The sequence below is a fragment of the Clostridium algidicarnis genome (genome assembly GCF_000703125.1).
GTDB lineage: Bacteria > Bacillota > Clostridia > Clostridiales > Clostridiaceae > Clostridium_L > Clostridium_L algidicarnis.
On record NZ_JNLN01000001.1, the window covers coordinates 2,695,610 to 2,710,439 of the forward strand.

The 14,830-nt window shown below is 29.4% G+C and carries 15 protein-coding genes and 1 tRNA gene; 1 reads left to right on the forward strand and 15 read right to left on the reverse strand.

Translation table 11 applies throughout. From position 1 onward, the window contains the following. Position 1: 1 nt before the first annotated feature. The 14 genes from BV55_RS0112885 to mraZ form a co-directional block, all read right to left on the reverse strand. Positions 2–451, reverse strand: coding sequence for a cell division protein SepF (locus tag BV55_RS0112885; RefSeq protein WP_029453221.1), 450 nt, complete (start codon positions 449–451; stop codon positions 2–4). Positions 452–469: 18 nt separating this feature from the next. Beyond that, entirely contained in the window at positions 470–1,123 is a 654-nt protein-coding gene (locus tag BV55_RS0112890; RefSeq protein ID WP_029453222.1) for a YggS family pyridoxal phosphate-dependent enzyme, read from the reverse strand. An 80-nt stretch (positions 1,124–1,203) separates the two neighbouring features. Continuing rightward, complete coding sequence (locus BV55_RS0112895) at positions 1,204–1,941, reverse strand: DUF881 domain-containing protein (protein WP_029453223.1); 738 nt, start codon at positions 1,939–1,941, stop codon at positions 1,204–1,206. A gap of 59 nt (positions 1,942–2,000) precedes the next feature. Then, positions 2,001–2,339 (reverse strand): small basic family protein, encoded by a 339-nt coding sequence (locus BV55_RS0112900; protein WP_029453224.1) that lies wholly within the window; start codon positions 2,337–2,339, stop codon positions 2,001–2,003. A 14-nt stretch (positions 2,340–2,353) separates the two neighbouring features. After that, complete coding sequence (locus tag BV55_RS0112905) at positions 2,354–3,076, reverse strand: DUF881 domain-containing protein (RefSeq protein ID WP_029453225.1); 723 nt, start codon at positions 3,074–3,076, stop codon at positions 2,354–2,356. A gap of 14 nt (positions 3,077–3,090) precedes the next feature. After that, a complete protein-coding gene (locus BV55_RS0112910; RefSeq protein ID WP_029453226.1) occupies positions 3,091–3,867 on the reverse strand; it encodes a cell division protein FtsQ/DivIB in 777 nt (258 codons plus the stop codon). Positions 3,868–4,011: 144 nt separating this feature from the next. Continuing rightward, positions 4,012–5,118, reverse strand: a complete 1,107-nt coding sequence (gene spoVE, locus BV55_RS0112915) for a stage V sporulation protein E (RefSeq protein WP_029453227.1) — start codon at positions 5,116–5,118, stop codon at positions 4,012–4,014. A 21-nt stretch (positions 5,119–5,139) separates the two neighbouring features. Further along, positions 5,140–6,117 carry a phospho-N-acetylmuramoyl-pentapeptide-transferase gene (gene mraY, locus BV55_RS0112920; RefSeq protein WP_169993900.1) on the reverse strand — a complete coding sequence of 326 codons (978 nt, stop codon included), beginning with the start codon at positions 6,115–6,117 and terminating at the stop codon, positions 5,140–5,142. 22 nt (positions 6,118–6,139) lie between these two features. Continuing rightward, on the reverse strand, positions 6,140–7,528 hold the full coding sequence (locus BV55_RS0112925) for a UDP-N-acetylmuramoyl-tripeptide--D-alanyl-D-alanine ligase (protein ID WP_029453229.1): 1,389 nt from the start codon (positions 7,526–7,528) through the stop codon (positions 6,140–6,142). A gap of 8 nt (positions 7,529–7,536) precedes the next feature. Then, a complete protein-coding gene (locus BV55_RS0112930) occupies positions 7,537–9,009 on the reverse strand; it encodes a UDP-N-acetylmuramoyl-L-alanyl-D-glutamate--2,6-diaminopimelate ligase (RefSeq protein WP_029453230.1) in 1,473 nt (490 codons plus the stop codon). 146 nt (positions 9,010–9,155) lie between these two features. Continuing rightward, on the reverse strand, positions 9,156–11,336 hold the full coding sequence (locus BV55_RS0112935) for a stage V sporulation protein D (RefSeq protein WP_029453231.1): 2,181 nt from the start codon (positions 11,334–11,336) through the stop codon (positions 9,156–9,158). 36 nt (positions 11,337–11,372) lie between these two features. Beyond that, on the reverse strand, positions 11,373–11,861 hold the full coding sequence (locus tag BV55_RS0112940; RefSeq protein ID WP_029453232.1) for an FtsB/FtsL family cell division protein: 489 nt from the start codon (positions 11,859–11,861) through the stop codon (positions 11,373–11,375). A gap of 16 nt (positions 11,862–11,877) precedes the next feature. Further along, on the reverse strand, positions 11,878–12,819 hold the full coding sequence (rsmH, locus tag BV55_RS0112945) for a 16S rRNA (cytosine(1402)-N(4))-methyltransferase RsmH (protein WP_029453233.1): 942 nt from the start codon (positions 12,817–12,819) through the stop codon (positions 11,878–11,880). Positions 12,820–12,830: 11 nt separating this feature from the next. Continuing rightward, positions 12,831–13,259, reverse strand: a complete 429-nt coding sequence (gene mraZ / locus BV55_RS0112950; protein WP_029453234.1) for a division/cell wall cluster transcriptional repressor MraZ — start codon at positions 13,257–13,259, stop codon at positions 12,831–12,833. Positions 13,260–13,440: 181 nt separating this feature from the next. Between mraZ and BV55_RS0112955 the strand changes: the two genes are divergently transcribed. After that, positions 13,441–13,537, forward strand: a tRNA-Sec gene (locus BV55_RS0112955). A 139-nt stretch (positions 13,538–13,676) separates the two neighbouring features. Here the strand turns inward: BV55_RS0112955 and ychF are convergent. Continuing rightward, a complete protein-coding gene (gene ychF / locus BV55_RS0112960; protein WP_029453235.1) occupies positions 13,677–14,774 on the reverse strand; it encodes a redox-regulated ATPase YchF in 1,098 nt (365 codons plus the stop codon). Between the last annotated feature and the right edge of the window lie 56 nt (positions 14,775–14,830).

Below are 14,830 nucleotides of genomic sequence, written 5' to 3' on the forward strand. Positions count from 1 at the left end.
ACTATTTAGACCAATTAAACAATCCTTTACTTAATTCAGTCTTTAGTTCGCTCGTAACTTCTATATTAGAAGGTGATACTATATAGACACCATTTTCAACCTCTTGAAGCTCGCCACCTAGAGCATAGCTTGCTCCACCCATAAAATCTAATAATCTTTGAGCTATTTTAGGTTCTAGAGCTGTGGTGTTTACAATAACTATTTTTCGATTTTTTAAATCATCACTTATCTCTGTTACTTCTTCGTAGCTTTGAGGCTTTACTATAGTAACCTTAGCAGAAACTGCAGTATGTATACTTACCACCTTACCTTGATTCTTTTTATTATTTAATTGAGTAGGTTGTTTTACTTCTTCTTCTTCAGCCTCATCATATTCTTCATCATACTCTTCATCATATTCATCCTCTAACCCCAAAAATCCCCATACTTTATTTAACACTTTCGCTGCCATTTATATTCCTCCTTATTTTTATATTTTTTTACCAAAGATGCCTTCCCCGACTCTTATCATATTAGCTCCACACTTTAAAGCTAATTCGTAGTCTCTACTCATTCCCATAGATAGATAGTCCATAGATATATTAGAAAATTTTCTATAAGAAAGGTTATCCCAAATATCCTTCATCTTCATAAAATAAGATTCAGAAGACTTTTCATCGCCTTTTGGTATTATAGCCATAAGACCTTTAATCTTTACAAAATTACATTTCTCAATTTCAACAATTAATTCTTCTAAATCTTCTAAGAATATGCCATCCTTACTTTTTTCTTTTCCTATATTAATTTCAATTAAAGCCTCTGCAACTTTGTTTTGTTTCATAAATTGTTTTTCTATTTCCGATAAAAGCCTTATGCTATCTAAAGATTGAATAAGATAAACCTTCCCTACTATATATTTTACCTTATTTCTTTGAAGGTGACCTATAAAATGCCATCTTATATCTTTTGGCAGTTCTTCACTTTTTTCTAATAATTCTTGGACCTTATTTTCTCCAAAGTCTATTATACCAAAATCATAAGCCTTTTTTATACTATCCTTAGATTGTTGCTTACTCACAGCTATAAAAGTTGAATCCTTTGGTATTTTATTTATAATTGATTTTAAGTTACCCAAGACATCCATTAATACCCTCTCCTTTGATAACCCTTATAAAGTAACTATTCTTCACAAATTTAAAAATCCCTTTATTTTTAAATAAATTATTATTTATTTTTTTTACTACTTAAAAAGTTCACTTTCAAATCTCCTATATAAGGTGAAATTACAATAGTCTCTTTCTCTTCTATATCAATATTTATACCTCTACCTTGTAACCTTTTTACATAGCTATCATTGGACTTAAGACTATTTACAAGGTTTTCTGTATTTCCTATAGCTTCTATATGAAAAGGTGCAGGAAGTTTCACTCCATTTATACTTATAAATGCTGAACTACAATACACTTCAGAATTGCTCATTAGTCTTTGCCCATTTATTGAAATAGCTTCAGCTCCAAAAAGTTTTAACTCGTTTATAATTTGAATTAAATCTGTATTATGAAAGGTGCGCATATACCTTAAAAGGGGATCTTCTATATCAGGATTAAGCTCATCGAATCCATCTCTTACGGTTATTTCTATACCATTCCCTTGAACCTTATTATACCCTAAAAGTATTTTGTTATTTTCTAGTTCTTCTACTATAGAATCTGCTATATTCTTTTCTTTATCTACGTATCCTGATTTAAAGGAATTAAGTTTTTTATAATTACTTTGGTAATCCTCTCTTACATCGGAAACCTCTCTATATAATTTATTTCTTTTATTGTACATTTCTTGATATTCTTTCGTGCTTACATACTCTCGTTTATTGTCTGTGCTTAAATTTATATTGAAAGATACAAGAATTCCTATCATAATTGCAGCTATAAAAATAAATATTTTTCCTTCATTTAATTTCATAAAATCACCCTTTTTGGATTTAAAAATTAATGTAAAAGTAATTTAATACTACATTAAATTTAACGATGTTTAATCTTTTCTAATAGTAACCTTCTTATTATAGCGAAATTGTCAAAAATTCTTCCACCAAATACTATAACTGCAGCAATATATATTGGTATACCAAGCCTATCTCCCAAATATGCAAGTCCTGCAGCTAAAGCTGCATTTCCGAAAAACCCAGATATAAATATATCAGCTTGAAAGTTTTTAGATAGATATGCTCTTATAGCTCCAAAAACTGAATCTAAGCAAGCAAGTATAGCTACAGATATATAAGGTGAAAACTTATCCGGAATATTTATCTTTAAAAACATCCCCATTAAAACTCCAACTAAAAGTCCAATTAATGCTATCATTTTATCACTCCTACTTATTCTACAGCTTTAATATATTCTTGCTTATAGTTTTTACTAAACTTTGGTATATTTATTGAATCAGACATCTTAATATCAATATTATAATTTTCTAGGTTTTGATAATGAAAAACTCCTGCAAAATTAACTCCTGCATCTAAGGTTTTTTTATTTCCAATTGCTTTTATTTCTATTTTTTCTTTTGGTGATATTTTCTCATCATTTATTAAAATAAAGCTATTATTAGAAGAACTTTTTATTCCCGTTTGTAATGTTACCCTCTTATCATTTATAGATATGGCCTCTGCGCCCGAAAAATTCAATTCATTTATTACATATACCAGCTCATAATCAGTTATAAATGCTGTATATGTATTGCTAGAAAACACAGGATCTTTAGGTGTTAGTGATAATATTACGCCTGGGCCTGTCACATCTAAACTACCTAGTATTAATCTACTATTATCTAATTGTTTTTTTAATTCTTTAGTTACATCTCCACTTTCACTAGCGGATTCCTCATACTTTTTTAATTGTGAAGATACATCATTATTCTTTTTTTCTAATTCTTCTTTTTGTTTTTGCAACATCTCGACTTCAACACTTATTTCTTCTTTATCATAGTTATTTGTCTGAAGCTTTTTATCTTGACCACCTAGAAGCTTAAATTGATAAGCTAGCAAGAATCCAAGAAGCGCACAAATTAAAGCCACAGCCACTTGAGAATTAACCTTTTTCACTCCATCACCTCTTCCTACTCTTCTACAAATATTACGGGGTTTCCTTTAAAGCTTACGTTTATATATCCCTTAGATTGACTTAACTCAGGCTTACTAGAAATTATATTTATAGCCTTATTTAATTTCCCTTCTATATCATCACTAGTTCCTATAATTATGCACATATTGTTATGATAAGCCTTTATAGATAAGATATCTTTCATGTCTAAAGATGTTATATCTATTCCTGATGTATTATTTTCTATTAAAAAAGAGAAGTCATTTATAACCTTATTCTTCCTATCTTCTTTAGGCAATATTTCCTCCCCTACTTTTGCATTAGTATAATCTAATCCATCTATATATATTAAATTCATATTAGTAATTTCATCTTTTATTTGTAATAAATTTGAATCCCTATCTATTATAAAGTATTTATTATTGCTTTCTCCATAAAAAAATGCACTTCTTTCCTCTACATTTAATATAATTGTATTTGGTAGCCTCCTACTTATCTTTACGTTTTTTATGTAGGGATTGTCATGTATTTTTTTAATTATCTTTTTAGTATTAATATAAAAAATATTATTTCCCTTTTCTAAAGTAGATGTACTTATAATTTCTTCTGATGAAATTATATTATTTCCCTCTACGATTATAGTTTCAACATCAAAAATTTTTAATTTTAGACTTAACGTAATTAATATAACAATTAAAAATATGAAAATTATAATATTGCGTTTTAAAGCCTTTCTTTTTCTCCTTTTAACTATAAATGAGTTTTCTTCTTTTTTCTTTGCTATTTCGCCCATTTTGATCTCCTTTTAAACTTTAAGGATTCTTATTATTATAATAACATTAATTTAATAATAAGAATACCTAAAAATAAATTAGAGCCTATATTTTTGGAATACACGTTAACTACCCTATGTATTCCAACTAATATAGCCTCTTTTTTAAATACTATCAGTCTGCCTAGATATATTAAGCAGTACCCCCATTGCAATAAGATTTATAACTAACGACGATCCACCATAGCTTATAAAAGGTAGTGGTACTCCTGTTACAGGCATAGAACCTGTTACTACTGCAATATTTATTATGGCTTGAACTGCTATTATCGAAGTTATTCCTGTGGCTAAAAGCGTTCCATAAATATCTTTTGCCTTAGATGCAGTTCTGATTCCTCTCCATATAAAAATTAAAAATAATAGTATTATAAAAAGACAACCTACAAGTCCAAGCTCTTCACCAATTATAGCAAAAATAAAATCATTATGTGGTTCTGGCATATAGTATGCCTTTTGCCGTGACTTACCAAGTCCTAGGCCCAGTATCTTTCCTGAACCCAGTGCAAGTAATGACTGTATTAATTGATAGCCATTTTTAACTGGATCTTTCCAGGGATCTATGAAATTTAAAAGCCTATCCTTTCTATAAGATTCTGAAAATATAAACACTACCCCTAATGCAAAAAGACTTGGTGTCACTATGCCAAAGAGATGAAATGCTCTTCCACCTGCTACAAACAAAATTATAAGGGTAACTATCATTATAACTGATGCTATACTTAGGTTTTTTTCTAAAAGAATCATACCTGCATAAAAGCCTGAAACCAAAAGATAAGGTAATATACCATATAAAAAACTATTAATCTTTTCTCCTTTGTATTCTAAACTTTTAGCCATATAAGCTACTACTACATATTTTACAATTTCAGAAGGTTGAAATGATGCAGGACCTATTCTTATCCATCTTTGAGCGCCATTTACACCTTCGAAAGCAAAAACAAGAAATAACAACGGCACGCAAATAATCATAAGCAAAGTTGTATATTTTTTTAGTTTGTGATAATCATAATTCATGAATACACACATGGTTGTAACTCCTAAAATAGCCCAAAGCGCCTGCCTTTTTAAATAAAACATGCTGTCCTTTTTACCATACAACGCAATATAGGAACTAGCACTATAAACCATTATAACCCCTATAGCAAGAAGAATTAATATAGAAGCAAACATAATAAAATCTATTTGCTTAATATTCTTTTTCTTTTTTTTCATAAATATCCTCCTTAGTCAATTTTAAAAAGCAAGGAATCCTATTAAACATAATATAACTGTTATTATTAAAAAACTAGTAACTATTTTAGTTTCTGGCCACCCAAGTTGTTCAAAATGATGATGTAAAGGTGCCATCTTAAATACCCTTTTACCTGTTAGTTTAAAGGATGTTACTTGAATTATAACTGAAAGTGTTTCTATTACATAAATGCCACCTACTATGAATAGTAATAGCTGCAGTTGAAGTGCCACAGCAACCATTGCTACAGCTCCTCCAAGTGCTAGAGAGCCCGTATCTCCCATAAATATTCTAGCAGGAAATGCATTGAATCTTAAAAATCCAAGTAATGATCCAGCTAAAATCAAGCAAAATATTGAGAGAGTATAATGCCCCATACCAAAACTTACTAAGGCAAAAAATGTTATAACTAGCAGTGTAACTGATGTGGCAAGTCCGTCAAGTCCATCAGTCAAATTTACAGCATTAGTAACTCCAGTAAAATAAACTAACATAAAAGGTATATAGAGTATACCTAAATCTATAGTCTTACTAGTAAATGGAATAAATAATTCAGTTCCAATTTTACCGTAAGCATAATAAGATAAAACTGATGATACAATAATAAGTAATACCATCTTTTGCTTTGCATTAAGTCCTTGATTATCTTTATGTCTTATTTTCATATAATCATCTAAAAAACCTACAAATCCAAATCCTATAAATGCGTATAATGCAACCATCGCTTCATCACTTGGTTTTCCTATCATTATAATCATAGAAATTAAAGTAGATATAATAAAAATTATTCCTCCCATTGTAGGGGTTCCTGCTTTTTTTTGATGTGATTTAGGTCCATCCGACCTTATATTTTGACCAAATTTAAGTTTTGAAAGTACAGGTATAGCTATAGGGGCTAAAATTGACACTATTATAAACCCTATCAATATTGAAAATATATTATAATAATTTAATAAATTATTCATGCTGTTTATATTCATAACTCTTTAACTTCCCCCCTCTTTAGTTGTATATCCTTTTTAATTCTTCGATTATTGATTCAAACTTCATAGACCTTGAAGCTTTAACCAAAACCAAATCATCTTTTCTTATTATTTTATTAATATTCTTTATGGCTTCATTTGTATTTTTAAATAAAAATACGTTTTTTTCATCATTATAACCTTCTGCCATTTCTGATGAAAATTCACCAACAGCTACTAATATATCTATACCTTTATCTTTCGCATAACCCCCTATTTCTTTATGAGCATTTCTAGAATACTCACCAAGTTCCTTCATAGTACCAAGTATAGCAACCTTTCTCGATTTATCTAAGTTTGCTTGAACATCTATGGCTGCCTTAATTGAATCAGGACTTGAATTATAACAATCATTTATTATATCTATATTTTCCCCCTTTATTATGTCTAACCTCATGGAAGAAACTTCTAAAGCTTTTAAGGATTCCACCATTTGTTTTATATCTATGCCCATTAAATATCCACAACTGATAGCTAAAAGTGCATTTTCAATATTATGTACTCCTGGTACCGGTAAACTTATCCTACCTAGATCTTTTCCTTTATAAATCAAAGAAAACTCACTATAACTTTCTTTTAAATTAATGTTAATTGCTTTAAAATCACTGTTATCCTTTGATGTAGATGTTCTTACAATTTCAAACTTTTTACTATTTATTTTTGAGAGCATAGGATCTTGCTGATTTATTATTAATACATTGTCCTTGGTAAAAAAATCTGTTATTTCCATTTTAGCTTTTAAAATATTATCTTTGCTTTTTAAGTTTTCAATGTGTGATAACCCAATATTTGTTATTACTGCAACATCAGGTTTTGAAACCTCTGCTAAGTTATGAATCTCATTTAAATTACTCATACCAAGTTCAAGCACAGCTATTTCATAGCTTTCGTCCATCTGTAATATCATTAAAGGGAGTCCTATATGGTTATTAAAATTCCCTTTAGTTTTAAAAACTTTAAATTTACTACTTAAAACAGCTGACATCATATCTTTAGTTGTAGTTTTACCTGTAGATCCTGTTATACCTATCACTTTTATATTTGATTTTTCTCTTTTATATTGAGCCATTTTTAATAAGGCTTCCTTGCAATTTTCAACTTTTATTATAATAAAGTTATTGTATTTAGATAATAAATCTTCCTTTTTAAAATTTATTTCATCTAATATACATAAACTTGCTCCCTTTTTTAAGGCTTCTTCAATAAAATCATTTCCATTGAAATTATCACCTTTTAATGCTAAAAATATACTCTTTGGCTCTATTTTTCTTGTATCAGTGTTTATATCTCTAAAATTTACTTCACCTTTTTTTAAATAAATATGACCCCTTGTACTCTCTATAATCTCATCTAAGGTTAGACCGATCATCATAATACCTACTTTCCACTAAATTTATTGTTTAATATTTCTTCTACTATTTCTCTTTCATCAAAATGTATTGTTTTTTCCTTTAAGATTTGATAAGTCTCATGTCCCTTACCTGCAATTAATATAACATCATCTTTTTTTGCTATGGAAATAGCTTTTTCAATAGCCTTTTTTCTATCTTCTATTACTATGCAATTTTCTTTATCTTTTATTCCTGATATTATGTCTTCTATTATATTAATAGGATCTTCCGATCTTGGATTGTCTGATGTAATTATTGTAATATCACTAAGTTTTTCTCCTATACTACCCATTATAGGTCTTTTACCTTTGTCTCTATCGCCACCACACCCATAAACGCTTATAAGTCTACCTTTTGTGAGCTCCTTTAATGTAGATAGTACATTTTCTAGACCATCTGGGGTATGAGCATAATCTAAAATTATATCAAATCCTAAATTTTTATCCTTAGCTACTGTTTCGCATCTTCCAGGAACTATAGATCTTTCTAATCCTTTTTGTATATATTTCATGTCTATACCGCTTTTAACACATATAGAAATTGCTCCAAGAGCGTTATAAATATTATAATTTCCTGGTATACTAATTTTCATATTATATTTAGTGTTTTGAAGGTCCATATTAAAAGAAATTCCTTTTGGATAGCTTGTTATATTATATGCTTTAAAATCTGATTCTTCTTTTATAGAATATGTACTTTTTATTATATTATCTTCTTTTATATCTCTTAAAACTCTTTTTCCATAAGAATCATCTACATTAATTGCAGCATATTCACTATTTTTAAATAACTTTAGTTTGCAATTATAGTAGTTTTCAAAAGTTTTATGAAAATCTAAATGATCTTGTGTAAGATTTGTAAACATAGATAATTTGAACTTAATTCCATAAACCCTATCTAAAGCTAAAGAATGGGATGAAACTTCCATGACACAATACTCTGTTCCTTCTTTAACCATTTTATCAAGTAAACATTGTAATTCTAAAGATTCTGGAGTAGTTCTTTCAGAAGGTATCGGAGTTTTTCCTATAAAATTTGCTATAGTTCCTATAAGTCCTACTTTATATCCCGCTTCTTCTAATATAGACTTAATCATATATGAAGTTGTAGTCTTACCGTTAGTGCCTGTAATTCCTATTAAGTTTATTTTTCTTGAAGGATTATCATAATAATTAGCTGTAGCTTTAGCTAAAGCTTTCCTTGTATCTGTTACCTTAATAACTGTAATGCCCTTTACCTTCGGTGCAAAATCAACATTTTCTAGAACAATAACTTTTGCGCCTTTTTTTATAGCTTCATCTATATATAAATGCCCATCAACTTTTAAACCCTTTATACAAAAAAACATATCATCAGTAGAAACCTTTTTTGAATTATATTGTATTTTGCTAATTTCACCTTCAAAAGTTTCGGATACAAATGTAAATTCTATTTCTTTAAGGATATTTTTAATTTTCATCTTAGCATCTCCTTATATTAATATGCCTATTTAAATATATAAATTACGGTATATTTAAATAGGTTTTGCAAAATTATATTATACTAAAATAATATTGGCATGTGGTATAAGCCTTATTCCACATGCCTAAAGTTTAAATATTTTAACTAATCAAATCCTGTAGGACTTAATAGTATATGAATATTTGTTCCGTACTTTACTATGGTATCTGCTTCTAAGCTCTGTTCTATTACCATGCCGTCGCCTTCTATTGTAGCTTCAAGTCCTATAGATTTTAATATACTCAAAGCGCCTTCTTTAGAATACCCAGTTAAACTTGGCACTATAACTTCTTTATTATAATTATAACTTTTATCTGCATAAAGCAATATTTTTTTATTTTCCTTTATAGTATACCCTGGCTTAGGACTCATATCGTAAATATTGTCTAATTCCCCATTGACTTCATAACTTAGATTATTGGACTTTAATACTTTTATAGCTTCTGATCTTTTCATCCCTCTTACATCTGGAACAATAATATCTTTAAGAAGGCTTTCTTCAACGCTTTTATTATCTGCATCTGGTTTTATTTGAAGATAATTAAAAATATTATTAAAAACTTGCTTAGCTACAGGTGTTGCTATAACCCCTGCGTAATATTCGCCTGAACTTGGTTCATCAATAGAAATAAAGACAGTTATTTCTGGATTGTCAGCTGGTGCCATTCCAACAAAGGAAGCTACATATTTACCATGTTCATAAGTTCCACTTTGTGAATTAACTTTTTGAGCTGTACCAGTTTTTCCTGCTATATGATAACCTTCTATATAAGCTCTCTTTCCACTGCCTTCTGCAATAACATTCTCTAGATAGCTTCTTAAAAGTTTAGTATTCTCTTCACTTACTACCCTTTTCTCTCCATAATCTTCATAAGTCTTATAAATACTGTTTTCTTCACCATTCATAATTTGCTTCATTACGTGAGGTCTAACCCATACGCCATTATTAGCTAGAGTATTAAAGGCTGCTAAAAATTGTATTGGACTTACTGTGTTGGTTTGCCCAAAGGATATTGTTGCAAGATCTACATCACTTATAGTTTCAGTTTTCTTAACTATTCCTTTAGCTTCACCTGGAAGATCTATTCCTGTTTTTTGTCCAAATCCAAAAGCTTTAATATACTTGTTAAGTTTTTCTTTTTGAAGTTTTTGACCAACATTTACAAATCCCACATTACAAGAATTTTTTAATATTTCTTGAAAGCTTTGTTCTCCATGCCCATTTCTCTTCCAACAATGTATAGTTCTGTTTGCAACCTTAATACTTCCACTACACATAAACTTACTTGAATCATCAATAAGTCCTTCTTCCATTGCTCCAATTGATGTAATAACTTTAAATATAGACCCTGGTTCATAGGTATCATTTACTATTTTATTTCTCCATTTTTTTTGAAGATCTTCCATGGACTCATTTTCTTCTTTAGGCTTATTTGGGTTAAAATCTGGTTTATTAGCTAAAGCATAGACTTCTCCTGTTTTAGGATTCATAACTATTATAGACACATTTTTAGCTTGATTATCCATAAGTGCTTGATCTGCTGCTTGCTCTGCAAATTGCTGTATTTTTTCATCTATAGTTAAAAATATATCCATACCTTCAACAGGTTTTCTATACTCTGATATAGTATGCTCTTTATCTGCACCCCTACTATCTATTTCTAAAATGCTTACCCCAATGGTCCCAGTAAGCTCTTTATTATAAGCTAGTTCTATACCTGTAAGTCCATCTCCATCTATATTTGTAGTACCCAGTACGTGAGCTAAAAAGTTATTGTTTGGATAATATCTTTTAGTATCTGGGGATACTATCATACCACCTATGCCCAATGATTTTAACTTATCTGCCCCATCTTTTTCAATTCTTCGAATTAAATTTGCAGATTGCATAACCTTACCATTTGGGAGTTTTTTATTTAAAATTTTTAATACCTCTTCAGGCTTCATTTCTAAAACCTCTGAAATAGAATCCGCTACACCTTCATTAGTTAAATTCTCTTTTTTTAAAAAAGCTCTAAATGCATTCATATCTAGATCCACCCTATAAACATTTGCACTTATAGCTAATTCCTTTCCATTTCTATCTAATATACTACCCCTTTTAGCAGAAATTTTAACTTCACTAGTCCACTGTTCTTCTGCCCTTGCCGAATATTCCGGGGATTTTATTATCATTATGTATGAAAGCCTAGTAATTAAAATAGTAAGGGATACAACAAAGAATATAAATATTGTTACTATTCTCTTCCGAATTATAACTTGGTCTTTATATTGAATCTTAGACAAGTATATACCTCCACTTAATTGCTAGTAGATGTAAATTTAAAACAATATATCTTTAAGCTTTTCAAACTTACTAAGTTTTTCTTTATCCTTATTAGATTCTTTAAAATTGTTTTTTGAAAGATCAACAATTAGAGCTTTACTATTATCAGGTTCCTTCATATTTAATTGTTTTTCTGCTGTGTTTTTTACACTTTCATAAGAGCTAACTTTTAGTATATCAATTTTTAATGCCTCATTTTCTGAATCAACTTTTTGAATTTGATTTTTTACTGAAGATAAATCCTTTTGGATATTAAATATAATAGCATATCTACTAGTAAGTAGAATTCCTAAAGCAAAAAGAATTAATATATAACGAATGGCTGATTTTTTCTTTTGATTTTTTTCTTTTGATATTCTTATTTCTCTCTCTCTTTTTTCTCTTTGTAATTTTTTATATTTATCTTTTTTTTGTGTATCTTTTTTTAATTCTGGCATTAATGCGTTACTACCATTAATATAATTTTTCTGCTTTTCTACTATCAATTTATTCCCCTCCGCTTCACTTTAGAACTATTTTTTCTGCAACTCTAAGTTTTGCACTTCTACTTCTACGGTTAAGTTCTACTTCTTCAATACTAGGTTCTATTGGCTTTTTAGTTAAGATCTTTATAATAGGTTTATTTTCGCAAACACAAATCGGGAATTCCCTTGGGCAAGTGCAGGGATTTGTAAGTGCTTTGAATTTATTTTTTACAATTCTATCTTCTAACGAATGGAATGTTATTATTGCAATTCTTCCATTTCCATTTAAAGAATCCACAGAATCTTCTATGGTTTTTTCTATTATACCAAGTTCATTATTAACTTCAATTCTTATAGCTTGAAAAGTTCTTTTTGCAGGATGAGGTCCTTCTCTCCTAGCCCTAGCTGGTATTGCATTTTTAATTATCTCAACTAGTTTAAATGTAGTTTCTATTTTGTTTTCTTCTCTAGCTTTAACTATAAATTCTGCAATTCTTTTGGCAAACTTTTCTTCACCATAGTCTCTTATAACCCTGTATAATTCATCCATAGAATATTCATTTACAACTTCATATGCAGAAAAGTTCTTTGTTCTATCCATTCTCATATCTAAAGGTGCATCATGCATATAGCTAAAGCCTCTTTCGTCGTTATCTAATTGATAAGAAGATACCCCAAGGTCCATTAATATTCCATCGACCTTATCTATATTTAATCTTTTAAGCACTTCTTTTATATCATAAAAATTACTATGTGCATAAATTACATTGTCGTAATCTTTTAATTTTTCCTTTGCTGCTTTTAATGCATCTTCATCTTGATCTATACCTATTAAGGCACCTTTTTTATCCAACCTTTTTAATATCTCTAAAGAGTGTCCAGCTCCACCTAAGGTACAATCTACATAAATTCCTAGAGGATTAATATTTAAGTTATCAATGCACTCCTCCAATAATACAGAAACATGTTTAAATTCCATAATTTACTCCTTTATATTCCTAATTCGCTCATTTTTTCAGCTACTTCATCATAATCTATATTTGATTCGTTATATTCTTCCCATCTTTCCTTACTCCATATCTCTATTCTGCTCATTACCCCAATACTTATTATTTCTTTGTTTATTTTAGAATATTCTATTAGATTTTGAGGTATTAGTGCCCTTCCTTGTTTATCTAATTGAACTTCATTAGCACCTGAAAAGAAAAACCTTACAAAAGCTCTAGCATCTTTACTTGTTAATGGTAGCTTTTTTAATTTTTCTTGTAGTAAACCCCACTCATCCATATCATAAATGTATAAACATCCATCAAGGCCTTTAGTTATAACAAATTTATCTCCAAGGGCCTCCCTAAACTTTGAGGGTACTATTATTCTATTTTTATTATCTATGGCATGTTGGTATTCTCCCATAAACATTTATTTCCCCTCCACTCTACTCCATTTTAAACCACTTTGCTTATTAATTCTATAAAAATATCAAAAAACCTTCTTAAAACAAAATCTATTTTGTTTTTTATTAATATAATTAACTTATAATTTACAAAAAGCTATTGTTGACTTTTTATAAAGTTTATTGTAGAATAACAAATGTGCATATGGGAGTAGATGAGTGCTGGTGTGCTCGCCAGTCTTCAAAACTGTGTTGTGGTGCTAATACCATCATGGGTGGGTTCGATTCCCACATATTCCCGCCAGAAGTTAAAAAATAAGAGTTTCAGATTTAATAATCTGAAACTCTTATTTTTATTTTTAAAAACTTTTTCATATGATTTCTGATGGAAACATTACGCAATTTATAAATAAATTCAACTACAACTCTAGAATTATCACTTACTATACATTAAATCTAAAGTTTACTACATCTCCATCTTTCATTTCATATTCTTTTCCTTCTAGTCTAAAGAACCCTTTTTCCTTAGCGGCACTTTCTGAACCTACTTCTATCAATTTATCATAGTCTATTATTTCTGCTCTTATAAATCCTCTTTCAATATCAGAATGAATTTTTCCAGCAGCTTTAGGAGCCTTTGTTCCCTTTACTATTGTCCATGCCCTTACCTCTTGTTGTCCTGCTGTTAAAAAGCTAATTAAGCCTAAAAGTTTATAGCTTAAAGATACTAATTGATCTAATCCTGTTTCCTCTAATCCATATTCACTTAACATTTCTTTTTTTTCTTCTTCTTCTAGCGTAGATAATTCCTCTTCTAATTTAGCACATATTATAACAACTTCAGAATTTTCTTTTTCTGCATGAGCTTTTACTATTTCAACATACTTATTATTATGATTTCCTGATGTTAAGTCTTCTTCTGAAATATTTGCTGCATATAAAACAGCCTTAGATGTTATTAAAAACATTGCTTTTATAAACTCTTGTTCCTCTTCAGTGGCCTCCATGGTTCTAACAGGCTCATTGCCTTCAAGGTGAGCTTTGATTCTTTCCATAAGCTCATATTCTTCTTTTGCCTTTTTATCTCCTGATCTTACAAGTTTTGCGGATTTCTCCATTCTTCTTTCTAAAACTTCTAAATCTGAAAATATTAATTCTAAGTTTATTGTTTCTATATCTCTTACTGGATCTACAGACCCATCCACATGTACTACATTAGTATCATCAAAACATCTAACCACATGTATAATTGCAGAAACCTCTCTTATATGGGATAAGAACTTATTACCTAAGCCTTCTCCTTTACTAGCGCCTTTTACAAGACCTGCTATATCATAAAATTCTATATTAGTATAAACTTTCTTTTTAGAGTTGTACATTTTTTCTAGTACTTCTAATCTGTTATCTGGTACATTAACCACTCCTACATTTGGTTCAATGGTGCAAAATGGATAATTAGCTGATTCAGCACCAGCCTTTGTTATCGCATTAAAAAGTGTGCTTTTTCCTATATTAGGTAACCCTACTATTCCAAGTTTCATCGCATGTACAGTCCTTTCCTCAAAATCTTGCTTTTTAAATTATACTCTATGGATAG